We start from the raw sequence: 26,558 nt of genomic DNA, 5'->3' as shown, positions 1-26,558 counted from the left end.
ACGCCCGCAACGGCGTCGTCGAGCAGACCCGCCGCCACGCCGCCGTCACCGCACTGCTACGCGTGCCACACGTCGTCCTGGCCGTCAACAAGATGGACCTCGTCGACTACGCGGAGCCCGTCTTCGCGGCGATCGCGGAGGAGTTCAGCACCTACGCGACCCGGTTGGGCGTCCCCGAGATCACCGCAATCCCGATCTCGGCCCTCGCCGGCGACAACGTCGTCGAGTCGTCCGCGCACATGGACTGGTACGGCGGCCCCACTGTCCTCGAACACCTGGAGCGCGTACCGGTCGGCTCGGACCCGTCAGCGGCCCCGGCCCGCTTCCCGGTGCAGTACGTGATCCGGCCGCAGACCCCCGAACACCCCGACTACCGCGGCTATGCGGGCCAGCTCGCCTCCGGCGTGCTGCGCGTCGGCGACCGGGTGACCGTGCTGCCGTCCGGGCAGACGACGACCGTCACCGGCCTGGACCTGCTGGGCCGGAGCGCCGACCTCGCCTGGGCCGGACAGTCGGCGACCGTCCTGCTCGCCGACGACCTGGACATCGCGCGTGGCGACCTCATCGTGCCGAGCGCGGCCGCGCCCGCGACCGCCCAGGAGGTGACGGCGACCGTCTGCCACGTCGCCGACCAGCCGCTCACCGAGGGCCAACGGGTGCTGCTGAAGCACACCACCCGCACCGTCAAGGCGATCGTCCAGAGGATCCCGTCCCGGCTCACCCTGGACGACCTCTCCCAGCACCCGGATCCCGGGCGACTGGTCGCCAACGACATCGGACAGGTCGTGGTCCGCACCGCCGAGCCGCTCGCGCTCGACGCCTACGCCGACTCCCGCCGTACCGGTTCTTTCCTGCTGATCGACCCGACCGACGGAACCACCCTGGCGGCCGGGATGTCCGGCGCCTCGTTCGCGGCGACGCCGGCCCTGCCGGTCCCGGACGACGACGGATGGGACTTCTGACCGTGCCTACCACGACCAGCACCGTCATCGACGTCCGGGGGGTCACCAGGTCCTACGGCGCCGGCTCCACCCTGTTGCCCGCCGTCGACGGTATCGATCTCCGCATCGCCGCAGGGGAGTTCGTCTGCCTCCTCGGGGCTTCCGGTTGCGGCAAGTCCAGCCTGCTGAACCTCATCGCCGGGCTCGACCGCCCGACCACCGGCGAGGTGTCGGTGTCCGGCCCCCGCCCCGCCATGATGTTCCAGGACCACGCGCTCTTCCCCTGGCTCACCGCGGGCCAGAACATCGAACTGGCGCTGCGCCTGGCCGGTGTGCCGAAGGCCGAGCGGCGCCCCAGGGCCGCCCGGCTCCTCGCCTCGGTCCGACTGGGCGACGCGTACGGACGGCGGGTGCACGAGCTGTCCGGCGGCATGCGGCAGCGGACGGCCCTGGCGCGGGCGCTCGCCCAGGGCGCCGAGGTCCTGCTCATGGACGAGCCGTTCGCCGCGCTCGACGCGATCACCCGGGACCTGCTCCACGAGGAGCTCACCCGGGTCTGGTCCGAACACCGGCTCACCGTCGTCTTCGTGACACACAGCGTGGAGGAAGCGGTACGCCTGGGCGGACGCGTCGTCCTCCTGTCCTCCCGGCCCGGCCGCATCGCTCAGGAGTGGACCGTTGACATCCCGCGTCCGCGCCGGGCCGAGGAGCCCGCCGTCAGCTCCCTCGTCCACGAGATCACCGGCCGGCTGGGAGAGGAGATCCGCCGCCATGCCCGTCACTGACACCACCCTCACCGCCCCCCGCCCGCGACCCGTGGCCGCGGTGATGAGCCCGTCGCCCGCCCCCACCCGGACCGGGGCCCGCGCCCGCGGACTCCTGCGCCGAGCGATGTCCATGGCGGCGGGACCACTGCTCGCCGTCACGGCCGTCCTCTGCCTCTGGCAGTGCGCCTTCGCCCTGCACCTGTCGGCCACGCTCCCCGCCCCCGCCGCGGTGGGGCACGACCTCGCCGCCTCCTGGTCGAGCGGCGTGCTTGCCCCGGCCCTGCTCCACAGCCTCCGGCGCTGCCTGACCGGGTTCCTCGCCTCGGCGGCGATCGGCGTGCCCATGGGCCTGCTCCTCTCCACAACCGCCGTGCTCCGCACGCCGATCGCCCCGATCCTGAGCGCGATCCAGGCACTGCCCGCCGCCGCCCTGGTCCCCGTGGCCGTGATGTGCATGGGCAACTCCGAAAGCGCCGTGTACGCGGTGGTCCTGCTCGGCGCCGTCCCGGCCATCGCGAGCGGGACGCTCACCTCCCTCGACCGGATCCCCCCACTGCTGCGCCGGGCCGGCCGGTCGATGGGTGCCACCGGATTCGGGTACGTCCGGCACGTGCTGCTCCCGGCCGCCCTCCCCGGTCTGGTCACCGCGCTCGAACAGGGCTGGACCTTCGGCTGGCGGGCCCTGATGACCGCGGAACTGATCGCCGCCACCCCGCTCCCGGGCATCGGCCACCTGCTGGACGACGGCAGGAGAAGCGGCCGCCTGAGCCTGGTCCTGGCGGCTACGGCGGTGATCCTCGCCATCGGCGTACTCGTCGAGGCCGCCGCCTTCGCCCCCGTGTCCCGCCACGTCCTGCGCACCCGGGGCCTGACCACGCAGGCCTGAGCGCGCTCGGCACCGATGCCTGAAGAGCCGGTGAGTGGGCGGATGAACCATGGGGCCGCTGTTCCGCAAGACCAGCTGCCCAGTCGCGACGCGCCGTCATCGTCCAGGGCCTCAACGAGCCGCCGCGCCGGCCAGTAGCCTTCCGAGTCAGGAATCTCGACCTGAGTCAGCCGTGCTGGTGCTGGACGGGCGCGGGCGGTGTCCTGCTCATGTACCAACCCTCGACGCGGGGGCCGACGAGATCGGACGGCCAGCCTGCCGTCTCGACGGCGGCATCGTAGACGGCGTCGCCGAACTCCACAATGGCCTGGTGCGGGTCCGCTGTCTGCCTGAGCCTGGCCCACGGCAGACGAACCAGACCAGCGTCGGGATGCCAGGCGGCGCCCTCAACACCCCAGGACCGGCCCCCGAGACCGTCCGGCTGGGGCCAGATGTACGCGTACATGCCGATGTTCGGCGCCTTGGCATCCCCGAAGGAGAATCCCACCGACACGTACGCGTCGAGCTGGGCGTTCTGCATGAACGGCGGCTGGTGGAGCGGCGGCACGGTGGGCTGCGCCCGGTAACGCGTGGCGGACAGGTCGAAGCCGCCCCACATCACACCGACCCGGGGGCGGTATCCCAGGAAGGGGGCCTGCCACGCCTCGAGCCCGTCAGCGGCGAGGTTCAACGCTGTCCAGATCAGCCGGGCCGCGTGGCCATCCCAGGTGCGTTCGACGTGATCGTCCTCGAAGCGCGGCGGGGCATCCGGAATCTCGCAGATCAACGAGCTACGCGGTCGGTGTATGCCGAGCTCGTCCGCCGCATCGCAGAAGGACGCATAGAACGTGGCGACTGATCCCTTGGACAATGGCACCGTCCGCGAGCCGTTGTCGGCCTCGATGACCACGCCACCGTCGAGCAGGCTGTAGTGCACCGCGAAGGTCGCGCCTCGCTGCCGAAGGGTCGGCGTACTGAGCCCCCGGGGGGTGACATCGAGGACAATGTTTCCCCAGCCGGCTTCGAAGGGCTCGTCGAGGGTGTACTTGCCTCCGACCTGTACCACCCGGTTCACGTAGTCAACCATGGGCGCCAGGTCCTCATAGACCAGTGTCGGCCACGCATTGAGACGTTCGCTCACAGAGAGCCTCCCAGCGTGTTGATGGGATCAGCGGGAGGGGACGTCAGGTGCCGCGCCCGCTCCCCAAGCAGCGACAGGCGGGCCTCGGACACCGAACTGCGCAATGGTGGGCGGTCCTCCCCAGCCGGGAACGGTTCCGCTCGGAGTCGGGGACCTGCTGCGAACTCAGCCACCCTTGACGGCTTTCCCCCGTCCATCGTGCGCTGTGCACCTCGCCGATGTCGAATGCGGGAAGCGGCCGAGATGCCGGAGGGATACGGACCGAACTACGATGGCCATAGTGAATGCGCACCGGCATGGGCTCATGGAGGTGCACGATGAGCCACGGCACCGGATTCGACACCGGCCGGCTGCTGGCCATGTCACGGCCCGAGCTCGACCGGCTGTTTCGCACCAGCCCGCCCGGCGGGATTCCGCGGGGCAAGGGGCGCGGTACGGTGCTCCTGGGGCGCGGGGCGAAGGTGTCCACCGTGGCGGCCACGCTCGTGCGCCGTCTCGCCTGGCAGGGCAAGGTCTTCGACTCCGGCCGTGGCGAACTGCGCAATATGGTCACGCCGTTCGGAGTGCGCGCGGTGAGGGCAAGGGTCTACCGCGACGAGAGCTGGTTCGACGACGGTGAATGCATCGTTCTTGACTACTCGCACACCTCGCTCCTGGCCCACTGGATCCGCGACGAGATCCGCTGCATCGGCCACGGGACCTATCTCGGCCTCGTCTATTGGGGGCGGCACAGAGTTCTCGGTTTCAGCCTGAGTTTCCGCGATCCGCAATCCTGAGGCCCGGGTCGGAGGTGCCTGAGATGCCGTACCAGTTGGCGGTCACCGTCCGGGCCTCCGTACCGGCGGCCCGGGTCGCAGAAGTGCAGGAGCTGCTGCGCGAGGCCGGCCGGAAGGGGACCGCCGGCGAGCTGTTTCCCTTCGCCGAGGTGGAGAGCATCCACTTCGCGCGCGTGGTCCTGATCCCCGAAGCGCCCGGCGGTACGGACGCGGCGATGCCTGCGAGCGTCGTCTACATGGCCGAGGTGGACGGGCCGTTGGAGGCGCATCTCAGGGACCTCGTCCGTAAGGCGGGTGACGGGCTGGGGAGGGTGTTCGGGCTCTGTGACGGGTATCCGGCGGGTGGTTCCCCGGGTTCCTCGGAAAGGGCGCAGATCGCCTGGCTACGCTCCCATGGCACGTCCTGCGCGGCCTATTACGTCAACACCGCTGGCAGGGGACGGCAGCAGATCGACCAGGAGGCCCGACTGCGCGAGGCGATCGAGGAGTTCCTCGACCGGAACGGTCCCGCGCTGGCGGGGGCGAGCCCCGCGGGGGTCCGCGCCGCCATCCAGGAACACGTCAAGGGCCGTGCGGACCTCGCCTGGGCCCGGGCCCGGCCCGCGCCGCCCCCGCTGGGGTGGCGGGTCCGTCAGGCCGTGCACCTCGTCGGGGTTCCACTGGCCGCCCTGGCACTGCTGCCGCTTCTCGTGGCCGCCCTCCCGGTCTGGGCCGTACTCCTGCGGCTGCACGAACGCCGCGACGTCCCCGACCCGGCCCGCCCGAGCCATGACCACGTGCGCGAACTCGCGGACTGCGAGGACTTCGTGGCACAGAACCCGTTCACCGCCGTCGGCTCGGTCAAGGCCGGGCGCTTCCGGCGGGCCACGCTGACCGCCGTCCTGTTCGTCGTCGACTACGGCGTGCGTCACGTCTTCAACCGAGGGAATCTCGCCGGTGTCAGGACCATCCACTTCGCCCGCTGGGTGTTCATCGACGGCAGACGGCGGATGATCTTCGCGAGCAACTACGACGGCAGCCTGGAAAGCTACATGGACGACTTCATCGACAAGGTCGCCTGGGGGCTCAACGCCGTCTTCAGCAACGGCCAGGGCTACCCGCGGGTGCGGTGGCTCGTACTGGACGGCGCCAAGGACGAACTGGCCTTCAAGAACTACCTGCGCTGCCACCAGGTGCCGACCCAGGTCTGGTACTCCGCCTACGACACGTGGACCCTGCGGGACCTCAACACCAACGCCCGGATCCGCGCGGGCCTCTTCGGGCCCCTCGGCCCGGCCGAGACCGAGGCCTGGCTCGCCCTGCTCTGAAGGCTCCTCCAGGCTCCTCCGCAGAAGGGGGTGACACGATGACGACGACACTGGATCGTCAGGACATCCAGGGCCTGGTCACCCGTGGCTACAGCACGCTGCCCCGGGCCGGCTTCCTGGTGTTCGCGATCACGCAACCGACAGCCGCCCGCGCCGCGCTGGGGCGGCTCGCCCGGCGGGTGACGAACGGCCTCTCGGAGCCCTCGGACACCGCGGTCAACCTCGCCTTCACCTCGGACGGCCTGCGGCGCCTGGGGCTGGAGACGCCCGAACTCGGCGGCTTTCCGTACGAGTTCGTCTCGGGCATGACCGCCCCCGACCGCAGCCGCTTCCTCGGCGACGTGGGGGAGAACGCCCCGCGGTACTGGCGGTGGGGCGGGCCGGCCACTCCACCCGTGCATGTCCTGGTGATGCTGTACGCACGCGACGAGCAGCGGCTGCACCGGCTGGAGGAGGAGACACGCCAGGGGGCCCTCGCCGGCGGCGCCCTCGCCGAGACCATACGCCTGGGCACCGCCGAGCTGACCGGCCACGAGCCCTTCGGCTTCCGCGACGGCATCTCACAGCCCCTCGTGGAAGGGCTGTCCAAGGCCGAAGGGCTGTCCAAGGCCGCGGCGGCCGGTGCAGGCGGCGGGGGAGAGGGCGATCAGGTGGTGAGGGCAGGGGAGTTCGTCCTCGGCTACCCCAACGAGTACGGGCTGCTGACGGACCGCCCCCTGCTGCCGTCGCGGTACGACCCCGACGGCCTGCTGCCCAGAACTCCCCAAGGAGCCGCGGACTTCGGGCGCAACGGCAGCTACCTGGTCTTCCGGCAGCTCCGCCAGGACGTCGAGGCCTTCTGGGGCTACCTCGACGCGCAGACCCGGCGCCCCGACGGCAGCAGCGACCCCGCCGCCCGGGACGCGCTCGCCGCGCGCATGGTGGGACGCTGGTCCGGCGGCGCACCCCTGGTCCACGCGCCGCGGCAGGACGATCCCGCGCTGGCCACCGACAACGACTTCGGCTACTTCGCCACGGATCCGGACGGCCTGCGCTGCCCCCTCGGGGCCCACATCCGGCGCGCCAACCCGCGGGACTCCCTCGATCCCCGTCCCGGCTCGGCCGAGTCGGTCTCCATCGGACGGCGCCACCGGCTGCTGCGCCGCGGCCGGCCGTACGGGCCGGACGGATCAGGGGACGGCACGGGCGCGCGCGGACTGCACTTCATCGGCCTGAACGCGAACATCTCGCGCCAGTTCGAGTTCATCCAGCACACCTGGCTGAACGACCCGGACTTCAACGGGCTCCACGACGCCCCCGACCCGCTCGTCGGACCGCGCCAGGACAACCGTTCGACGTTCACCGAACAAGGCAGGCCGGTACGCACACGCCACCTCGCCCTGCCACAGTTCGTCACCGTACGGGGCGGCGCCTACTTCTTCCTCCCGGGCCTGAGGGCGCTGCACTGGCTTTGCACGGCCGCACCCGAGGGCGGGCAGCAGTGAACGGCCCGCAGCGGCTCAACGACGCGATCCTGGGCTGCGTCCTGTTCGAGCGGCGCATCGACCCCTATGTCCGGCCGCTGTTCGACCGGACCCTCCTGCGCCCCGTGCAGGCCGCGGTGCAGTGGTGCATCAACGTGCGCCGCCGGGACGAGCACCTCGGCCTCGCCGAAGAGGCGGCAGTGCCCGGAGAAGCCGCGGCCGCCGAGGCCGTCGCGCAGCAGATGGCCCGCTTCGTCAGGCGCCAGTACCGGCCCGGCGAGGCCCAACGGGCCGGCAACACCAAGACCTACGGGGTCGTGCACGCGGAATTCAGCGTCCACGACGACCTGCCCGCGCGGCTGCGGCACGGCGTGTTCCGCCGGCCCGCAACCTTCCCGGCCTGGGTCCGGTTCGCGGGCCCGGGTCCCCTTGCGCCGCCCGACATCAAGGACAACGGAATCCTCAGCATCGGCGTCAAACTCCTGGGCGTGGACGGCGAGAAGCTGATCGACGACGAGCGGTGGACCCAGGACTTCACCGGCATCAGCGCTCCCACCTTCACCACCCCGGACGTCGTCGAGAATCTCCGACTGCAGCAGCACGTCTCCGCGGGCACCCCGGTCCTGTACTTCCTCGACCCCCGCCACCCGCACCTCTGCGACATGATCATGCAGGGCCTGTACGCGAAGACCCAGTCCAGTCCGCTCAAGGCCCGGTACTGGAGCTGCACACCGTGCCTCCTCGGGCCGGGCCAGGCCGTGCAGTACTCCTTCGTGCCCCGCGACGGGACGCGTGGCCGGGCGCCGTGGCACCCGCCCGACGACTACTTGCAGCAGGCGCTGTTCGCCGCCTTGCGGGAGCGAGACGTCTGCTTCGACTTCCTCGTGCAGGTGCAGACCGACGCTCACCGGATGCCCGTCGAGAACGCGTCCGTGGTCTGGCCCGAACGTCTGTCACCGTTCGTGCCGGTGGCCACATTGCGCGTTCCCCGGCAGGAGTGCGCCGCAGCGGACCAGTTCGACCGCGCCGACCGGCTGTCCTTCAACCCCTGGCACGCCCTGCCCGAGCACCGGCCGCTGGGCAACCAGAACCGCGCCCGCCGCACCGTCTATCTGCAGCTCGCACGGCTCAGGCAGGCCATGAACGGCACGCCGCACGAGGAGCCCCGGGACGAGGAATGACGGGCCGGCGGCCGCCGCACGGTCCCGGCGCGCGCATCGGCGGCACTTCCCATATCGTCGAATCAAGGGCGCAACATCCCCTGGATGTCCCCGGGAAGGGGCGCTGAGATGGACGCGCGGACAGCCGCGCGCTATTCCCTGGCCGGAATCCGACTGGTGAACGGCGCGGCGGCACTGCTGACCCCGCGAGCGATGGCCCGCCGGCTGGGCGCGGACCCCGAACAGCCTGCGCTCGTCTATGTGCTGCGCATGTTCGGGGTGCGCACCGTGGTCATCGGCGCCCAACTGCTGTGCCCCGCGGACGCGGACGGGCTCGACCGGGCGCTGCGGACCGGCACCCTCATTCACGCGAGCGACGCACTGTCGGCCGCCTGCGCCGGCCGCGAAGGCCTGCTCCCGCGCCGCATGGCCGCGGTGACCACTGCGATCTCGACGGTCAACGTCGCGCTGACCCTCGTGGCCCGGGGGTGGCCGTGCCGACCGCCGGAATCCCGCTGACGTCGGCGCCGCCCTGCCGGACTCCCCTGGACGGGACGCCGGAAGGAGTCTCCTCATGAGCACAGCACCACACGGCAGGGCCCCGTGGTTCGTGCAGCTGCACGACAGCCTGGCGGTCGCCGTTGACCAGAAGGTCGGCTGGCAGAACCTGCCCAAGCCGCTCGGTCTGCTGACCCTCATCGGGCTGCGGGACAACCTGCGCCGCAAGAATCTCTTCGACACCGGCTGCTACCCGTCGTGCAACCTGCCGGACGTCGCTCCGCCGGACGCGCAGGACCTCACCGGGCGCACGGCCGACGGGACGTACAACGACCTGGCGGATCCGCGCATGGGCATGGCCCGTTCGCGCTTCGGCCGCAACGTGCCACCGGACCGGGCCTTCGCCGAACCCGAGCCGGCGATCCTCTCCCCCAGCCCCCGTGAGGTGAGCCGGGCCCTGCTGACCCGGCGCGAGTTCATCCCCGCCGAGTCCGTCAACGCCCTGGTCGCCGCCTGGCTGCAGTTCATGATCAAGGACTGGGTCAGCCACGGGCAGGGCACCATGGACCGTCCCTGGCACATCGGCCTGGCCGCCGACGACCCGTGGCCCGCACCCCCGATGGTCGTGCCCCGGACGATTCCGGACCCCACTCGCCCCGACGGGGACGACGGCCTGCCGCAGACCTTCCTCAACGACAACTCGCCCTGGTGGGACGCCTCCCAGCTGTACGGCAACACCCTCGACGAGCAGCGGTCGCTGCGCACCGGCCAGGGCGGCAGACTCCGGGTCCCCGACGGCCCGCTGTTCCCGGACGACCCCGACAAGGACCCGGCGGGCGTTCCCGGCTTCTGGCTGGGACTCGCCATGATGCACCTGGTGTTCCTCCTCGAACACAACGCCATCTGCGACACGTTGCACGACACGTACCCCGCATGGTCCGACGAGGAGCTCTTCCAGCGGGCACGGCTGGTCAACGCGGCACTCATCGCCAAGATCCACACCGTGGAGTGGACCCCCGCCGTCATCAGCCATCCCACGACCGTCGCGGCCCTGCACGCCAACTGGTACGGCCTCCTGGGCGAGCGCGTGCACAAGCTGCTCGGACGCATCGGCAAGAGCGAGGTGCTCAGCGGCATCGTGGGCGGGCTCACCGACCACTTCGGCGTCCCGTACTCGCTCACCGAGGAGTTCGTCGCCGTCTACCGCATGCATCCCCTCATCCCCGACGACTGGAGTTTCCGGTCGGCCTCGGACGACTCGCTGCTGCAGGAGGCCACCTTCCGGGACCTGACGGGGCGGAACGCCTACGACATCCTCGGCAAGCACACCCTGACCGACCTCCTGTACTCCTTCGGTACCTCGCACCCGGGCCTGGTCACCCTGCACAACTACCCGCGCTTCCTCCAGGAGTTCCAGCGTCCGGACGGCAAGCTCATGGACCTCGGTGCGGTCGACATCCTGCGCTCGCGCGAGGTCGGCGTTCCCCGCTACAACGAGTTCCGGCGGCAGCTCCACCTCCTGCCGGCCGAGGACTTCGACACCCTCACGGACAATCCCGTCTGGGCCGAGGAACTGCGCCGGGTCTACGACGGGGACATCGAGCGCGTCGACCTCTCGGTGGGCATGTTCGCCGAACCCCTGCCGCAGGGCTTCGCGTTCAGCGACACGGCCTTCCGCATCTTCATCCTGATGGCGTCCCGCCGTCTCAACAGCGACCGGTTCCTCACCAGGGACTACACACCCCAGGTGTACATGCAGACCGGTCTGGACTGGATCGAGAACAACAGCATGACCAGCGTGCTGCTGCGGCACTTCCCGGGGCTGCGTGCGTCCCTGCGGTCGGTGGACAACGCCTTCGCCCCGTGGACCGCCGCGGGGCCGCGCGGTGCGTCCGGAGGCGGGTGATGGGACGAGCAACGTGCCACTCGTCCCGGGAGGCGCACGACCCCCCGCGCCTGTCGCGCGAGGGCGCCATCATGCTGGCCGGCCTGGCAGCCGTCGTCTTCGCCGCGGGGCTCTGGATCCGCCACAATGCCCCCGCCGTCGATGACGTGGGGCTGCAACTGGCAGGCAGCGCGCGTGCGGCACACGCCCTTGTCGGAGACCGGATGGCCGACTTCCGGAAGGCGCTGACGGCCGACTTCTTCCTCATCGGGGCGTACACGCTCAGCACGGTGCTCGTGTTCTGGCTGAGCAGCCGCACGATCGCGGTGCGCATGAGACACCGCGGCCTCGTCCGGTACGGGATCGCCGGCGTCCTTGCCGCGTGCGGGTGCGCAGTGGCGGAGAAACTGCTGCTTCTCCACGGACTCGGCGGTGCGGGCTGGCCGTTCGCGGTGGCGACGGGCTTGGCGACGGTCAAGTGGCTGCTGCTCGTCCTCACCGTGCCCGTCGCGGCGTTCGTGGTCGCGATCGTCCTCAAACGGGCCGTGTTCTACGGGTGGGCCCGGCGCGGACACGACTACGCCGAGCCGTGCGGATGTGAGGGGAAACGCGGAGGCGGTACGGCCGGCCCCGGTCCCCGGCGGCCCGACGTCGTCCCGCCCTGGCCCGTGATGCAGTCGGACGGACGCCGCTGGCCGACGGCGGTGCGCAAGGACCCTCCCCGCTCCCGGCGGGCGCGATGGGAGAACGGCAGCCGGGTGCCGCCCGGCCGGGAACAGGGCGGGCTCGGCTTCTGCGTCTCGGGCGGCGGCATCCGCTCGGCCTGTGTCACACTGGGCGCGCTGCAGGCCCTCCGTCCCCACCTGTGCCGGGCCCGCTACCTGGTATCGGTCTCCGGCGGCGGTTACACGACGGGAGCCCTCCAGCTCGCGCTGGCCGGGAAGGACCGGTGTGGGCCCGGTCCCGATGACGTCTTCATGCCCGGCACGCCGGAGGAGGACCACACCCGCCGGCACTCGAAGTACGTCGCGGAAGGCACCGGCCAGTGGCTGGCCGCCCTGGGCGCCGTGCTGCGGGGCCTGCTGGCCTCCCTGAGCCTGCTCACCGCCACTCTGCTGGTCCTGGGGCTCGCCCTGAGCTGGGGTTACCACCTCGTTCCGCTGACGAACCTGACCCCGCTGCCCCGGCACCTGGCCTTCCGGGGACCCGCGCTGGGGGCCGTCCTGGTCCTGGCCGGTCTCGCAGCCCTGTTCTGGTTCTTCTGGCTGGTGTCCCTGTGCCTCGCCAGGCGGCGCCTGTCGGGCACCCTGAAGACGGTCTTCCTCACGTTCGTGGTGGCGGTCCTGCTGCTGGTCGTCGTGGTGGTCGTCATCCCCGGCCTGGCGTGGGCCACGCCGCAGGTATGGAAGGTGCAGGCCCCGGAGACCGGGGCGAGCGCCGGTGCCGCCGTGCTGCTCACCTATGTGACCGTGCTGGTCAGCACTACGTGGCGGCGCATCGAGGCCGTCGAGCACGCGGTCGGCTCCGCCGAGCGCTCCCGGTTGGTGCGTGCCGTGCCCAACGGGTTCTCCAAGTACCTGCTGGTATGGGCGGTCCTCGTGGTGGTGACGGCGGCCTCCCTGCTCGTCCTGGGCTGGGCGACTGCCACCGGGAGGACCTGGCCGGTGCCCTACCAGATCGCCCTCCTCGTCGGCCTCGGGCTGGTCGTGCTGAGCCTCGACCAGACATGGTTGGGCCTCCACCCCTTCTACCGTGCCCGGCTGGCCTCCGCGTTCGCCGTCCGCCGCCGGACCAGCCCGGACGGCGAACAGATCGCGGTCCCCTACCGGTTCGACGAGGCGACGCCGCTTCCCTGGTACGACCGGCGGCACGACGGCTTCCCCCAAGTCATCTTTGCTGCGGCAGCCAACCTGTCCGGCGACGACCGGACGCCGCCGGGGCGGCACGCGGTGTCGTTCACGCTGTCGCACGACTACGTCGGCGGCCCGGACGTCGGGTACGCCCGTACGGACGTCCTGTGCAACCGCACCAAGCCGGTCATCCGCAAGGACCTCACCGTCGAATCCGCCGTCGCCGTCTCCGGTGCGGCCTTCGCCTCGGCCATGGGACGCCAGGCGCGCGCCTTCCAGACGCTGTTCGCGCTCTCCAACGCCCGGCTCGGCACCTGGCTCCCCAACCCCGGCGTGCTGGGCGCCCTTTGGGGCGAGCACCCCGACTGGGGGCTGCCGCCGATGCCGGGCATCCGCCGCCTGCCCTACCTGCTGCGGGAGGTCGCCGGCCGTTATCCGATGGACGACCGGATGCTGCTGGTCACCGACGGCGGGCACTACGAGAACCTCGGCCTGGTCGAACTGCTCCGGCACGGCGTCACCACCGCCGTGTGCGTCGACGCCAGCGGAGGTTCCGGGGCCTTCGCCGCCACTCTGGGCGAGGCCATCGCCCTGGCCCAGGAGGAGCTCGGCGTCGAGGTCACGATTGCGCGCGAGGACTGGGAGAGGCTCGTCCCCGGCAGCGCGGCCCCCCTCACGCCGCAGAGCCCGCCACCACCGCCGAACCCCCTGGGCCCGCCGAACCCGCTGGCCGCGCTCAACACCCGGCTCTCGGCCGCGGCGGTGGTCGAGGGCACGATCACCTACCCACGCGAGCTGGTGGATGAGAAGGGCCGGATGCTCGGCACGCAGGGACGTCTGATCGTCGCCCGGGCGACACTGACCCCCGAGATGCCCTACGAGCTCCTCGCCTACGCCCAGGCCGGCCAGGAGTTCCCGCACGACGGCACCAGCGACCAGTGGTTCGACAACCGGCGGTTCGACGCCTACCGGGCGCTCGGCCACTGGATCGGGGAGCAGGCCGCGACGCTGCTCGTGCCACAGAGCACCGCGCCGCCTTGGCGCCGTCTGCGCCGGCCCCGCCGAACCGACCTCTGACTGGGCCTGGATCGAGACCGGCTTGGACGGTCTGCTGCCGGAGGGGTCGACCTACGCGGCGACTCATCCGCCGATCTGCCACCGCCCGCGCATCACCGACCTGATCGGCGGTCAGTCCGTGTCGGCTTCTGTCCTCCACGTGGAGCGGAGTTGCGCGTCGATGTCGCCGGCCTGGCGAAGACCTGCTTGGTAGGCCGGTTCCCAGGCTGCCAAGTCGCCCATGTCCGAGCCGAAAGCGCGCACCGAGGCCGGATCGGGGCTGATGGTCACCACGGTGTCCGCCCCCACGGCCGCCAGCTGCTGGTTGAGTGGTTCGCGAGGAAACAGGTGGGCCATCGGCTCGACCACGACCAGCGTGCGGGCTCCGGCAGCGAGATCGGCGTTGGGGCCTGATCGCAGCGCACCGTCCATGTACCGCCGGCCGTCGATGGCGACGGGCGGCGCGGCTCCCGGGAAGGCGCTGCTCGCCGCCACCGCGTGCACCAGCGGCACGCCGCTGTCGCGGTCCCACACCACGGGCTCACCGGTGCCGGCGTCCACGGCGGTGATCAGCAGTCGCCGCTGCGGCCACGCATCTGCACCGATCAAGGCGGCGCGCCCCGCGATCAGCGCCTCATCGGCCTGGGGGTCGGTGCTGTCGAGTGCGAGCCGGCCGACGCGACGCCTGGCCTCGCCGGGTTCCAGGCTGCGGTCGCCGAGCACGGCGAACACCTCGCCCATCCGCGCGGGGTCCGCTTTGAGCCGGTGAGCGGCCGGGCGAGCCGATGTCGCCAGCCGCCCCGGGTCCTGGCCGGTGGCGAGGAGCGCTGCGACGATCGCACCGGCCGACGTGCCGACGAGCAGGTCGGCCTCGCCCAGATCCACGCCATCGCGGCGCAACCCGTGGGCCAGCCCCGCCATCCAGGCCGTGCCCACGTGACTCCCGGGGCCCAGGACGAGTGCTCGGTCGAAGGTGTACATGGTGGTCTCCCCTCGTTATTGAAACAGTCGTACCATATATTCGCTAACGCTGTTTCGGTTCCGAGTCATTGAGAGGAGGCCCGCCATGGGGCGACCCGCAGATCCCGCCCGGCGCGAGCGCACACTGGCGCGGGCGACCGACTACGTGCTGGCGCACGGGCTGGCCGGGCTGAGCCTTCGACCACTGGCCGCGGCCCTCGACACCAGCCCGCGGATGCTGCTCTACGACTTCGGCAGCAAACAGGAGTTGGTCGCGGCGGTCCTCGCCGAGGCCCGCCGCCGAGGTGCGGTGCGCCTGGCCGGGCACCTTCCGGCGGAGACGGGCTCCGTGCAGGAGCGGCTGCGTGGCATCTGGGCGTGGATCAGCGCGGACGAACGTGCGCCATTCGTCCGGCTGTTCTTCGAGGTGCACGCCGACGGCCTGGTCCACCCGGAGAACTACCCCGACCAGGGTCAGGCGATCACGGACTGGTTCGACACTCTCGGTGCGACATTCCGCGACGTCTCCACCGGTCCTGACGACACCGTCACGCCCACGTTGGTCATGGCCGTTGTCCGGGGTCTGCTGTTCGATCTCACAGCCACCGGCGACCGCCACCGCACCGACCGTGCGCTGGACCGCTTCGCTGAACTCCTCAAGCAGTGAACGCACGAGAGGCGCGGGACCGCGCCCGAGCGGCACCACCCCGGCCAAGGGCGGAAGGGCAGGGTGAAGCAGAGCCGCTCGACTTCTGCTGATTCAAACCTTGGTGAGGATGTATCGGCCAAAGGTGGGTGACCTCACGTGGGCGTGAGTCGAGTTTTGTTTGAACTTGTTGACTCTTGCTCACTTTCACTTCATATTGATCAGCGCTCGAACGCAATCCCCCACCCATCACCGTGGAGTCCCCCATGCGTCGCAGCGCCATGCCCACAAGATTCCGCGCGGCCTTCAGCGCCGCTCTCCTCCTGCTCAGTGCGGCCACCACCGCGGCCGCGCCGTCGGTCGCCGCGACAGCCGCTCCCGCCACGGCCGTCGCGCTCGACGGCACCAAGCCCGGCCTGACCTTCGACGGTGTCGGGGCCATCTCCGGGGGCGGCGGCAACTCCCGCCTGCTGGTCGACTATCCGGAGCCGCAGCGCAGCCGGCTGCTCGACTACCTGTTCAAGCCCGGCTACGGCGCCTCGCTCCAGGTGCTCAAGCTGGAGATCGGCGGTGACACCAACTCGACCGACGGCGCCGAGCCGAGCATCGAGCACACCAGGGGCGCCGTCGACTGCAACCAGGGCTACGAGTGGTGGCTGGCCGAGCAGGCCAAGGCCCGCAACCCCGACATCAAGTTCTACGGCCTGTCCTGGGGCGCGCCCGGCTGGATCGGGGGCGGCAACTTCTGGTCCCAGGACACCATCGACTACCTGATGTCCTGGATGGGTTGTGCCGCGCAGCACCACCTGACCGTCTCCTACCTCGGTGGCTGGAACGAGCGCGGCTATGACAAGACCTGGTACGAGAACCTCAAGAGCGCGCTGACCTCGCACGGTTACGCGACCAAGGTGGTGGCCGCCGACGACTCGTGGGCCGTGGCGGACGACATGGCCAAGGACCCGGCGTTCAAGAGCGCCGTGGACATCGTCGGCGTCCACTACCCCTGCGGCTACCTCGGCTCCTTCACCTCCTGCCCGAGCACCGCGAACGCGCAGTCGCTCGGCAAGCCGCTCTGGGCCAGTGAGAACGGCTCCGAGGACGCCAACGACGGCGCCCCGGCGGTGGCTCGGGCGATCAACCGCGACTACCTCGACGGCCGGATGACCTCGTTCATCAACTGGCCGGTCATCGCCGCGCTCTACCCCAACCTCTACTTCTCAACCGACGGCATGTCGATCGCCGACCAGCCCTGGTCCGGCAGCTACACGATCGGCAAGACCACCTGGGTCACCGCGCACACCGCCCAGTTCGCCCAGCCCGGCTGGCGCTACATCGACTCGGCCGGCGGCTACCTCGGCGGCTCCCGCACCAACGGCAGCTACGTGACGCTGGAGTCGGCCACCGGCAAGAACTACAGCACGGTCATCGAGACGATGGACGCCACCGCCGCGCGGACCGCGAGCTTCACTGTCTCCGGCGGTCTGTCCACCGGCCAGGTCCACGTCTGGGCCACCAACCTCAACTCCACCGACCCCGCCGCCTGGTTCGTCCACCAGCAGGACGTCACCCCCAGCGGCGGCAAGTACACGCTCACCCTCCAGCCCGGCTACGTGTACACCGTGACCACCACGACCGGCCAGGGCAAGGGCACCGCCACCCCGCCGGCCCCCGCCGCGCTCAACCTGCCCTACACGGACGACTTCGAGACGCCGGCCACCACCACCTCGCCCAAGTACTTCACCGACATGAACGGCGCCTTCCAGACCGTCGCCTGCGGCGGCGGCCGCACCGGCAGCTGCCTGCGCCAGATGACCCCGACCACGCCGATCCGCTGGACCAATGAGCCCTACAGCGCGCCGTACACCATCATGGGCGACGGCAGTTGGAGCAACTACACGGTCGGCGCCGACACCATGTTCGAGCAGCCGGGCACCGTCGAACTGCTCGGGCGGGTCAACCAGCAGGGCCGCAACAACAACGGCCTGAACGCCTATCACCTGCGCGTCAGCGACACCGGCGCCTGGTCCATCGACAAGAGCGACACCAGCTGGAACTTCACCACCCTGGCCAGCGGCACCACCACCGCGCTCGGCACCGGCAGCTGGCACAGCCTCGCGCTCACCCTCCAGGACACCACCCTGTCGGCCACCGTGGACGGGGTCGTGGTCGGCAGCGCCACCGACGGCAGCTACACCAACGGCCAGGCCGGCCTCGGCGTGACCGGTTACCGGACCGAGCAGTTCGACAACTTCGCCCTCGCCCCCGGCACCCCGAGTACCCATGTCGGTCCGATCGCCTCCGCACTGCCCGGCAAGTGCGTCGACGCCGCGGGCGATGCCACCGCCAACGGCACCGCCGTCCAGCTCTGGGACTGCAGCGGCGGCGACTCGCAGGTGTGGACCTGGGCCAATGGCGCCCTGACCCACGGTGGCAAGTGCCTCGACGTCACCGGCCAGGGCACCGCCAACGGCACCCTGGTGGAGCTCTGGGACTGCAACGGCGGTGCCAACCAGCAGTGGACGCCCCAGGCGGACGGCACCGTGAAGAGCGCCCAGTCCGGCCGCTGCCTCGACGACCCCAACCTCGACACCGCCAACGGCACCCGGCTGGAGCTCTGGGACTGCAACGGCGGTGCCAACCAGCGGTGGACGCTGCCGTAACCCCGGCCTGCGGGCCGGGCGAAGCCGCACCGCTCGCCCGGCCCGCCCGCGTCACACCGCTACACCCCACCCTCACCCGTCATTCGGAGCACCTCCGTGCGTAGACCTCCCCTCGCGCCGCGAAGCGGGACTTTGCTGGCGGCGCTGGCCCTCGGCCTCGCCACCGCCTTCACCGCCACCCCGGCGCCGGCCGCCCCCACTGCCGTCGCCGCGGGCGCGACGGCAACCGCGGCTTCGCAGAGCATCGCGATCGACGGCTCCTCGACCGGCCGGACCTTCGACGGTCTCGGGGCGATCAGCGGTGGCGGGGCGACCTCGCGGCTGCTGGTCGACTACCCCGAGCCGCAGCGCAGCCAGGTGCTGGACTACCTCTTCAAGCCCGGCTACGGCGCCGGGCTGCAGATGCTGAAGGTGGAGATCGGCGGCGACGCCAACTCCAGCGACGGCCCCGAACCCAGCCACATGCGCACTCCCACCGAGGTCAACTGCGACCGCGGTTATGAGTGGTGGATCATGGGGCAGGCCAAGGCCCGCAACCCCGACATCAAGTTCTACGGCCTGGAGTGGGCCGCGCCGGGCTGGCTGAACGGCGGCATCTGGTCCCAGGACAACATCAACTACATCCAGTCCTGGCTGGGCTGCGCGCAGAGCCACGGGCTGAACATCGGTTACCTGGGCGGCTGGAACGAGAGCGGCTACGACAAGACCTGGTTCGAGAACCTCCGCACCTCCCTCGACAGCCACGGCTACACCGGCACCACGCTGGTGGCCTCCGACAACGATGATGTGAACTGGTCGGTGGCCTCCGACATGGCCGCCGACAGCGCCTTCAACAAGGCCGTCGGCGTTGTCGGCCTGCACGGCACCTGCTGGCACTCGACCCCGTCGTACACCGGTTGCCCCGGCAGCAGCACCGCGATCGGGCTCGGCAAGCCGCTGTGGGCCTCCGAGGACGACAACGACAGCTACGGCTCCGAACCGTCGGCCCTGGCCCGCAACGTCAACCGCGAGTACATCGACGCCAGGATGACCGCGGACATCAAGTGGGCCCCGGTCAGCTCCTGGCCCTCGAACCTGCCCTTCGCGGGCGCCGGCCTGATGGCCGCCGACCAGCCCTGGTCGGGGAACTACCAGGTGGGCCGCGACATCTGGGTGATGGCCCACACCGAGCAGTTCGCCCAACCGGGCTGGCAGTACCTGGACGGCGCCACCGGCTACCTGCCCGGCACCGGCCTCAACGGCGACCCGCACAGCGGCAGCTACGTCACCCTCAAGTCCGGCCAGGACTACAGCACCGTCATCGAGACCACCAACGCCTCGGCCGCGACCACGGCCAACTTCACGGTCACCGGCGGTCTTTCGAGCGGTGCGGTGCACGTCTGGGCCACCGACATGAACAGCGCCGACCCGGCCCAGTGGTTCGTCCACACCCAGGACGTCACCCCGCACGGCGGCTCGTACTCGCTGACCCTGCAGCCGGGCTACCTCTACACCGTGACCACCACGACCGGCCAGGGCAAGGGCTCCGCCACCGCTCCCGCGGCGAAGACCTTCCCGCTGCCCTACCGGGCCGACCTGAGCACCTATCAGATCGGCGCTACCGCAAGCTACTTCCACGACTGGGCCGGCGCGTTCGAGACCGCAGCATGCCCGGCCGGGGCCGGCACCCCGATGTGCCTGCGCCAGGTCATCACCCAGGCCCCGCTGCCATGGCACTCGGACATGAACTACACCCCGGCCACGCTGCTGGGCGACCCGACCTGGAACAACTACCAGGTCGGCACGGACGTCGACCTCGAACAGTCCGGCGGCGCCGCCGAACTGCTCGGCCGCATCGACCACGTCGACCACGACCGCTCCGCCTACCACCTGAAGATCGACGACACCGGCACCTGGACGCTGTTCACCGAGGACCGCTCCAGGACCGACACCGTCCTGGCCGGCGGCAGCTACTCCGGCGCCGGTGCCGGGACCTGGCACAACCTCACGCTCGCGATGCAGGGCCAGTCGATCACCGCGTCCGTCGACCACGTGCAGGTCGCCTCGGTAGTCGACAGCAGCCACGTGGCCGGCCAGAGCGGCCTGGGCGTCGGCGGCTTCCAACACGCCGACTTCGCCAACGTCGCCATCGCCCCGCTCGCCGGTCCGACGACAACCACCGTCACCAGCGTCAACAGCGGCAAGTGCCTGGACGTGACCGGTGCCTCCACCACCGACGGCGCCCAGGTCGTCCAGTGGACCTGCGGCACCGGAAAGACCAACCAGCAGTGGACCACCCCGTGATCCAACCGCAGCCGACCTGCACCACGGCGACGGCCCCGGCGCCGGGCAGCCGTACCTGACCCCGCCGGGTTCACCTACGACATGAGTCCGTACCGGTTCGAGACTCAGCGTCGCCAGGTGTACGCGCTTGAGCTCACGGAGCCCACCCCCGAACGCCGGATGAGCTGAGCGTGGCCGAGCTGCCTGTGCCGTGGGTCGGTTGTCGGAGGCAACGCGCTTGCAGGTCGTACCAAGGACCGCAGGAAGAGCTCTGACCCGGATGTCAGTGGACACTGTCCAGGATGTCCCTCAGGTGGTAGCCGTCGCCGTGGCGGACCAGGCCCCGGAGCTCCGTCGTCGGGTCGATCGCCTGGGCCTTGCGCCTGTGCGGCTGGTGCGTGAAGGGGATTCCGGACCACGGGTTGTCGGGATGGTGGTGGCTGCCGGGCTCGGCGGCGGGGTCCTCGGCCCAGTGGAGCCACACGGAGTCCCGCTGCCGGCAGATGACCTGCCCCAGGTACCAGGCCGCGCCGGCCAGGAACGGGCTGTTCGGGAATGGGCTGTCCAGGTCGGCGTCGAAGTCGGCCGGCATGCCCCCATGCCCCGGCCCATCCGGGGCATGGGGGCCCTCGCCGCTACGCCGCGCGACGACGACACCGCGTCGATGGCGCCGGTCTCGATGCTCGGGCCCGATGGTGCGCGGACCATCGCTGCGGGCCGGCCCCCGGGAGGCTACCGATCGCACCCAGGCCCTGAGGTGCTCAACGGTGTGTTCTTAAGAACCTCTTAGAAGTACTCCGTATCACTGTGTCATGCACACCAGTACCCATACGTCATCCCTTGCGGGCCCGGCTCGCCGGTACGCTCCGCGCGCCGTTCTCGTCCTCGCCGTGGCCACCGCGCTGGTGTCCGGAACCGTGGCGAGCGCCACCGGCAGCTCCGCCTCGCGGGTGCGGGTCCACGGCGGGCGCGTCGACGTGCCTGTACGCGGCGGCACCGCCAGCATCGACGCCGCCACGCTGCGGGCCGAGGCGAGGACCGAGGACGGGCGGGTGGTCCTGCTCTCCGCTCCGGCCGCCCAGGGACTGGGCAAGGTGACCGACCCGGTCAGGACGGCGGACGGCGCCGGCTGGTCGTATCCGGAGAAGGGCCTGCGGGCCGAAGTTCGCGCCGATCACGGCCGGTTGCTGGTCACCCTCACCGGCACCGGCGGCGACACCTCGGTGCGGTGGCCGGTGACCGCCACCGATCCGGCCGCCGCCGCGATCCAGTTCCCGCGCGGCGAGGGGCTGTCCGTTCCCGTCGACGACCCGTTCTGGAACTCCTCCGACGGAGCGCTGGTCGGCGAGGAGCAGGAGCTGAGTTCGCAGCTGTCCATGCCGATGTGGGGCTACACCCTCCGCTCCGGCCGGGCCGGCGTCGGCTACATCGTCCCGACCGACATCGGCACGTCGCTGACGTTCGCCTCCCGGGACGGGCGGCTGCAGGCCACGGCCCAGCACGGGTTCGCCGCCGGGAACGGCACCGGCACGTACACCGTGGCCTTCTCCCTCACCGACGGCTCCCCGGTGGCCCCGGCCGCGGACTACCGCAACTGGCTCGCGGAGCACGGGCAGCTCGGCAGCCTGAGCGAGAAGATCAAGCAGAACCCACAGACCGCGAAGCTGCTCGGCGCCTTCCATGCCTATGCCTGGGGTGGCGCCCGCCGGTCCGCGTACCTCGGCCGCCTCAAGGAGCTGGGCGTCTCCCGGCTCTGGCTCGGCTACGACTCGGACGACTCCCCGATGACGAGCGAGGACGTGACGGCCGCCGAGGCCGCCGGCTATCTGGTCGGGCCGTACGACTCCTTCGCCAACGGCCAGCAGAAGACGGCCGATTCGTCCCCCAACACCGTCTGGCCGGACGACGTCTACCCCCGGTTCTGCGTGCGCAGGGCCGACGGAACGCCGCAGCCCGGCTTCCACAAGAAGGGCTGTTACCTCAGCTCGCAGGCGTTCGAGCAGGCCGAGCCGCAGCAGCACTACCTGGCCGAGCGCACCCGCTCGCTGGTCGCCAACGGGGCCGACAGCTACTTCCTCGACGTGGACGCGGCGGGCGAGCTCTTCCGTGACTTCGACCCCGGCCACTCGATGACCATGGCCGAGGACCGTGCCAACCGGCTCGCCCGGATGCGGCGCCTGGCGGACGGCTCGTACGACGCGTCCGCGCGGCAGCACGCACCGCTGGTCCTGGGCTCGGAGTCCGCCGGCTCCTGGGCCAACGAGGTCCTGGCCTTCGACCACGGCTCGGGCATCCCGGTGGACGGGCGACTGTGGGCCATGGAGACCGGACACTTCGACGGCGGGCCGCAGGACCCCAAGGACGACGGCGCCTGGGGCGGCTACACCCCGGAACAGGCCGCCGCCACCTTCTTCAAGCCGGTGCGGACCACGGACTTCAAGCCCGAGCACCAGGCCCGGGTGGCCGCCGCTCTGAAGGCGATGTACGACCCGCGGTACCGAGTGCCGCTGTACGAGACGGCGCTGCACGGTTCGCTGGTCAACGTCGAGCGCTGGGAACTGCCCTTCGGCAAACTGCCGGAGCAGAAGACCACGCGTGCGCTGCTGGCGATGCTCTACAACACCCCGCTCAACTTCGTGCTCAGCGACAAGGACCCGCGCAACGGGCAGAACCTGCGAGAACTGACCGCCCTGCAGCAGTACTTCGCCCCGCTGCACCAGGCGGCCGGCACCCAGTGGCTGACCTCCTTCCGTTGGCTGACCGACGACCACCTGGTGCAGCGGACCGTCTTCGGCGACGGCACGCTGACCGTCACTGCCAACTTCGGCACCACGGCCCACGACGGCCTGCCGGGCGGCTGTGTCGACGCCACCCTGCGCGGGCGGCCGGGCACGCAGCGGCTCTGCCCGAGTGACGTGGTCTCCTGAGCCCGTCCGACAAATGATCACCTGGCTGGTTCGCGCAGCCAGATGATCAGGGAGGGCAGGACGAGCCCGGCACCGCAGCGGTCGGCGAGTGGACTCCGGCGGGGCGAAGCGCCCGGCCATTCTGAAATGTTAAGACGGTCCGCCAGTAGGTGCGGAGCTGAGCGGCAGTAGCAGGGCAGGCACGGTTCGCCCGATCATGGAGTTCTCTACGCTTCATGATCACCGGGGGATCCGTGCCTGCCGTCCCATCATGCATTCTTGACCCGATCCGCGACCAGTTCCTCGCGCTGCTGCCCGTTCGTGAGGTTCGTCATCCGTTGGGCTGCCACAACCCGCGCATCAGCGACGCGGTGGTCTTCGACCGCCTCGTGCAGGTCCTGGTCTTCGGATGCGGATACGAGCGGGTGGCCGACCACCTGTGCTCCGCCACCACCATGCGCCGCCGCCGCGACGAGTGGATCGCCACCGGCGTGATGGAGAGCCTGCGTCTGCTCGTACTCGCCTGCTACGACCAGATGATTGGCCTCGAACTCGACCAGCTGTCCGCGGACGGCTGCATCGCCAAGGCGCCATCCGGCGGAGAATGCGCCGGCAAGAGTCCCGTCGACCGGGCCAAACTCGGCATGAAACGCTCGCAGTTGACGGACGGCTACGGCATACCGTTGGTCACCGACCCGGCGCCGGCCAACACCCGAGACCACACCCTGCTGCCCGCCACCCTCGACCGTTTCGCCGCCCTGGAAGCAGCTCTGGGGCCGCTGCCTGAGCACCCGCGTCTGAGCCTGGACGCCGGCTACGACTACAGCATGGTCCGCCAGGATCTCGACACTAGGCGGATCATCGGCAGGATCGCCGAGCGCGGCGCGAAGACCCCGATCCAGGCCGACGGGCGCTGGGTGGTCGAGCGCACGAAGTGCGCCACGAGGCGCTCTGTTTGTATCCCCGGCTCAACCGGGAGGAACTCGGAAGGAGGTTCCTGGGCCGAATGACTTACCTGGATCCGAAAGGTGAAGGGGACAAGAGCATGTCAGGAAACCAGTGACCGGGCCCAGTTGTCAGGGACGGTGTGCCGGGCGGCCCGTGCGATATGGCGAAGACTGGATTGTTTGAAGCCCAATCTCCAGAAGATGCAAGTTCCCATCCGTCGGAAGGGCAGCTGAAACCGACGCCGACCCTGCACCGGTTTCGATTGTGTCAACTGGTGCAACTTCCGGGGTTCGGAGCGATGTCCAGCGAGGACATTCAAGGAGATGAGTGGGACGCCTAAGTCGCGCTAGAACGTACAGACAGGGACGAACGTGGGATCGCCTACGGGACGCGAGTCCTATGGCGACGGAGGCCCCGTAGTAGTCGCCGGAGTCACGCCCGGCCGAGGAGGGCGGGAAAGCCGTCCGCAGGGCGAAGGGGGCCAGGTGATTCGGACACCCGGATATGGGGAGGTATGCGAAATGCAGAGCGCCGCAACGGTGCTGGGTGTCCTGCGTGAACGCGGCAGGCGCGGCCTGCCGTGCGACGAACTGTATCGACAACTGTTCAACCCGCAGTTGTATCTGCTGGCCTACGGGCGCATCTACGCCAACCACGGCGCGATGACGCCCGGGGCCACGCCGGAAACCGTGGACGGCATGTCCCAGCGGAAGATCGACCGGATCATCGAAGCAATGCGCCACGAGCGCTACCGCTTCCGGCCGGTCAGGCGCGTGCACATCCCGAAGAGGAACGGGAGCACGCGCCCGCTGGGCCTGCCGACCTGGTCGGACAAGCTCGTCGGCGAGGTGGTCCGCCTGCTCTTGGAGGCGTACTACGAGCCGACGTTCTCCGACCGATCGCATGGATTCCGTCCCCGTCGGGGCTGCCACACCGCGCTGCGGGAGGTGGCCCACACCTGGACCGGGACGTCCTGGTTCATCGAAGGGGACATCGCCGACTGCTTCGGCAGCCTGGACCACCAGGTCCTGCTGTCGATCCTCGGAGAGAAGATCCATGACCAGCGGTTCCTGCGGCTGGTGCACAACATGCTCAGCGCCGGATACCTGGAGGACTGGAAATGGGGCGCCACACTCTCCGGAGCCCCACAAGGCGGAGTGGCTTCCCCGATCCTGTCCAACATCTACCTGCACCGGTTGGACGAGTTCGTTGAGAAAGTTCTGATCCCGGAGTACACCCGTGGAGAGCGACGGGCCAGAAACCCCGCGTATTTGGAGTTGCAGAATCTGCTGGCGAAAGCCCGCCGGCGCGGTGACCGGGCCCAGGCCCGGGCACTGCGTCAGCGGATGGTGAGCCTGCCGAGCGCGGATCCCAACGATCCGTCATATCGCAGGCTTCGCTATGTCCGCTACGCAGACGACCATCTCCTTGGATTCACCGGACCGAAAGCCGAGGCCGAGCAGATCAAGCGCCGTCTGGCTGAGTTCCTGCGTGACGAACTCATGCTGGAACTCTCCCGGGAGAAGACGCTGGTCACCCACGCCCGCACCCGGGCGGCACGGTTCCTCGGCTACGAGATCACGACCCAGCACAACGACACGAAGAAGACCGGCCGCTACCGCAGGGTCAACGGCCAGATCGCCCTTCGTGTCCCAAGGGACGTGATCAAGGCCAAGTGCGAGCCCTATCTCGCCCGCGGCAAGCCCGCGAAGCGAACGGAACTGACCAACGGCAGCGATCACGCGATCGTCGCCACGTTCGGGGCCGTTTACCGGGGCATCGTCCAGTACTACCTGCTCGCCGGAGACGTCTTCCGGCTGCACCGGCTGCAATGGGTCATGGAGACCTCCATGCTCAAAACCCTTGCGGGCAAGCATCGTTCGACCGTGACGAAGATGGCCGCCAAGCACAAGGCCAGAATCGACACTCCCAACGGGCCCCGAGTCTGCTTCGAGGCCCGCATCGAGCGGGAGAACAGGAAGCCGCTGGTGGCGCGGTTCGGTGGAATCCCACTCCAGCAGCAGCGGTCGGCGAAGATCACTGACCGTCGGCCTGTCTGGGTGGACTACCCGCACAAGGAGCTGATCACCCGGCTCCTGGCGGACACATGCGAGGTCTGCGGGGCCACCGGTGATGTCCAGGTGCATCACGTCCGGGCCCTTGCCGATCTCGCTCGTGCCGGATGGCCGCCGTCCGACTGGGCGCGCGTCATGCTCGACCGGCGGCGCAAGACCCTGGTGGCCTGCGCTGCCTGCCATGACCGCATTCACGAGGCACGAACGGCCGGATCACACACGCCGTGATCACTGGAGAGCCGGATGACAGGGAAACCGTCATGTCCGGTGTGCGCCGTGAGGCGCTTCGTTGTATCCCCGGCGCAGTCGGGAGGAACTTGGAGGGAGGTTCTTGGGTCGCCCGGCTTACCTGAGCGCGAAAGCGGGAGGGGACCAGAGCATGCCGGGAAAGC

At 70.3% G+C, this 26,558-nt stretch carries 19 protein-coding genes; 16 read left to right on the top strand and 3 right to left on the bottom strand.

Annotation, left to right across the window (positions count from 1 at the left end; translation table 11 throughout):
- From KV557_RS38275 to KV557_RS38265, 3 genes are all read left to right on the top strand, one after another.
- Positions 1-962: elongation factor 1-alpha C-terminal domain-related protein (locus KV557_RS38275; protein ID WP_218206314.1), on the top strand; the 962-nt coding region annotated here is incomplete at its 5' end.
- Positions 963-964: 2 nt separating this feature from the next.
- Complete coding sequence (locus KV557_RS38270; RefSeq protein ID WP_374106721.1) at positions 965-1,726, top strand: ABC transporter ATP-binding protein; 762 nt, start codon at positions 965-967, stop codon at positions 1,724-1,726.
- Positions 1,713-2,594 carry an ABC transporter permease gene (locus KV557_RS38265; protein ID WP_218206310.1) on the top strand — a complete coding sequence of 294 codons (882 nt, stop codon included), beginning with the start codon at positions 1,713-1,715 and terminating at the stop codon, positions 2,592-2,594. Before KV557_RS38270 ends, KV557_RS38265 begins: the two co-directional genes overlap by 14 nt.
- A 166-nt stretch (positions 2,595-2,760) precedes the next feature.
- Here the strand turns inward: KV557_RS38265 and KV557_RS38260 are convergent, their stop codons facing one another.
- The gene (locus KV557_RS38260; protein WP_218206308.1) at positions 2,761-3,714 is read right to left on the bottom strand and encodes a DUF5996 family protein; all 954 of its coding nucleotides are present in this window, start codon (positions 3,712-3,714) and stop codon (positions 2,761-2,763) included.
- 317 nt (positions 3,715-4,031) lie between these two features.
- On the opposite strand from KV557_RS38260, the gene KV557_RS38255 reads away from it, so the two are divergent.
- The 7 genes from KV557_RS38255 to KV557_RS38225 all read left to right on the top strand — a co-directional run bounded on the left by KV557_RS38255 (position 4,032) and on the right by KV557_RS38225 (position 13,730).
- Positions 4,032-4,490: a hypothetical protein gene (locus KV557_RS38255; RefSeq protein WP_218206306.1), complete on the top strand. Its 459-nt coding sequence runs from the start codon at positions 4,032-4,034 to the stop codon at positions 4,488-4,490.
- A 23-nt stretch (positions 4,491-4,513) separates the two neighbouring features.
- On the top strand, positions 4,514-5,797 hold the full coding sequence (locus tag KV557_RS38250; RefSeq protein ID WP_218206304.1) for a hypothetical protein: 1,284 nt from the start codon (positions 4,514-4,516) through the stop codon (positions 5,795-5,797).
- Positions 5,798-5,835: 38 nt separating this feature from the next.
- Positions 5,836-7,281 carry a Dyp-type peroxidase gene (locus KV557_RS38245; protein WP_218206302.1) on the top strand — a complete coding sequence of 482 codons (1,446 nt, stop codon included), beginning with the start codon at positions 5,836-5,838 and terminating at the stop codon, positions 7,279-7,281.
- A complete protein-coding gene (locus KV557_RS38240) occupies positions 7,278-8,441 on the top strand; it encodes a hypothetical protein (RefSeq protein ID WP_218206299.1) in 1,164 nt (387 codons plus the stop codon). The genes KV557_RS38245 and KV557_RS38240 overlap by 4 nt, the downstream gene beginning before the upstream one ends.
- A gap of 108 nt (positions 8,442-8,549) precedes the next feature.
- Positions 8,550-8,939: a hypothetical protein gene (locus tag KV557_RS38235; protein ID WP_218206297.1), complete on the top strand. Its 390-nt coding sequence runs from the start codon at positions 8,550-8,552 to the stop codon at positions 8,937-8,939.
- A gap of 55 nt (positions 8,940-8,994) precedes the next feature.
- Positions 8,995-10,824, top strand: a complete 1,830-nt coding sequence (locus KV557_RS38230; RefSeq protein ID WP_218206295.1) for a peroxidase family protein — start codon at positions 8,995-8,997, stop codon at positions 10,822-10,824.
- Complete coding sequence (locus KV557_RS38225; RefSeq protein ID WP_256178571.1) at positions 10,824-13,730, top strand: patatin-like phospholipase family protein; 2,907 nt, start codon at positions 10,824-10,826, stop codon at positions 13,728-13,730. The genes KV557_RS38230 and KV557_RS38225 overlap by 1 nt, the downstream gene beginning before the upstream one ends.
- A gap of 111 nt (positions 13,731-13,841) precedes the next feature.
- On the opposite strand, the gene KV557_RS38220 is transcribed toward KV557_RS38225, so the two are convergent.
- A complete protein-coding gene (locus KV557_RS38220; protein ID WP_218206294.1) occupies positions 13,842-14,645 on the bottom strand; it encodes a patatin-like phospholipase family protein in 804 nt (267 codons plus the stop codon).
- 130 nt (positions 14,646-14,775) lie between these two features.
- Here KV557_RS38220 and KV557_RS38215 point away from each other — a divergent pair, with 130 nt between their 5' ends.
- The 3 genes from KV557_RS38215 to KV557_RS38205 all read left to right on the top strand — a co-directional run bounded on the left by KV557_RS38215 (position 14,776) and on the right by KV557_RS38205 (position 20,258).
- Positions 14,776-15,336, top strand: coding sequence for a TetR/AcrR family transcriptional regulator (locus tag KV557_RS38215; protein ID WP_218206291.1), 561 nt, complete (start codon positions 14,776-14,778; stop codon positions 15,334-15,336).
- 245 nt (positions 15,337-15,581) lie between these two features.
- On the top strand, positions 15,582-17,975 hold the full coding sequence (locus KV557_RS38210; protein ID WP_256178570.1) for a ricin-type beta-trefoil lectin domain protein: 2,394 nt from the start codon (positions 15,582-15,584) through the stop codon (positions 17,973-17,975).
- 96 nt (positions 17,976-18,071) lie between these two features.
- Positions 18,072-20,258, top strand: coding sequence for an RICIN domain-containing protein (locus KV557_RS38205; RefSeq protein WP_218206290.1), 2,187 nt, complete (start codon positions 18,072-18,074; stop codon positions 20,256-20,258).
- A 262-nt stretch (positions 20,259-20,520) separates the two neighbouring features.
- Here KV557_RS38205 and KV557_RS38200 read toward each other — a convergent pair whose 3' ends face one another.
- Complete coding sequence (locus KV557_RS38200) at positions 20,521-20,829, bottom strand: hypothetical protein (RefSeq protein ID WP_218206288.1); 309 nt, start codon at positions 20,827-20,829, stop codon at positions 20,521-20,523.
- Positions 20,830-21,049: 220 nt separating this feature from the next.
- On the opposite strand from KV557_RS38200, the gene KV557_RS38195 reads away from it, so the two are divergent.
- The 3 genes from KV557_RS38195 (at position 21,050) to KV557_RS38185 (ending at position 26,394) form a co-directional block, all read left to right on the top strand.
- Positions 21,050-23,164 carry a glycoside hydrolase gene (locus KV557_RS38195; protein WP_218206286.1) on the top strand — a complete coding sequence of 705 codons (2,115 nt, stop codon included), beginning with the start codon at positions 21,050-21,052 and terminating at the stop codon, positions 23,162-23,164.
- Between the two features lie 233 nt (positions 23,165-23,397).
- Complete coding sequence (locus KV557_RS38190) at positions 23,398-24,153, top strand: IS5/IS1182 family transposase (protein ID WP_374106722.1); 756 nt, start codon at positions 23,398-23,400, stop codon at positions 24,151-24,153.
- Between the two features lie 459 nt (positions 24,154-24,612).
- The gene (locus KV557_RS38185; protein ID WP_218206284.1) at positions 24,613-26,394 is read left to right on the top strand and encodes a reverse transcriptase/maturase family protein; all 1,782 of its coding nucleotides are present in this window, start codon (positions 24,613-24,615) and stop codon (positions 26,392-26,394) included.
- The last annotated feature ends 164 nt before the right edge of the window (positions 26,395-26,558 follow it).

It is taken from the genome of Kitasatospora aureofaciens (genome assembly GCF_019192735.1).
Lineage (GTDB): Bacteria > Actinomycetota > Actinomycetes > Streptomycetales > Streptomycetaceae > Kitasatospora > Kitasatospora aureofaciens_A.
The sequence above is the reverse complement of the archived record's forward strand: the minus strand, read 5'-3'. Positions and strand labels throughout refer to the sequence as shown.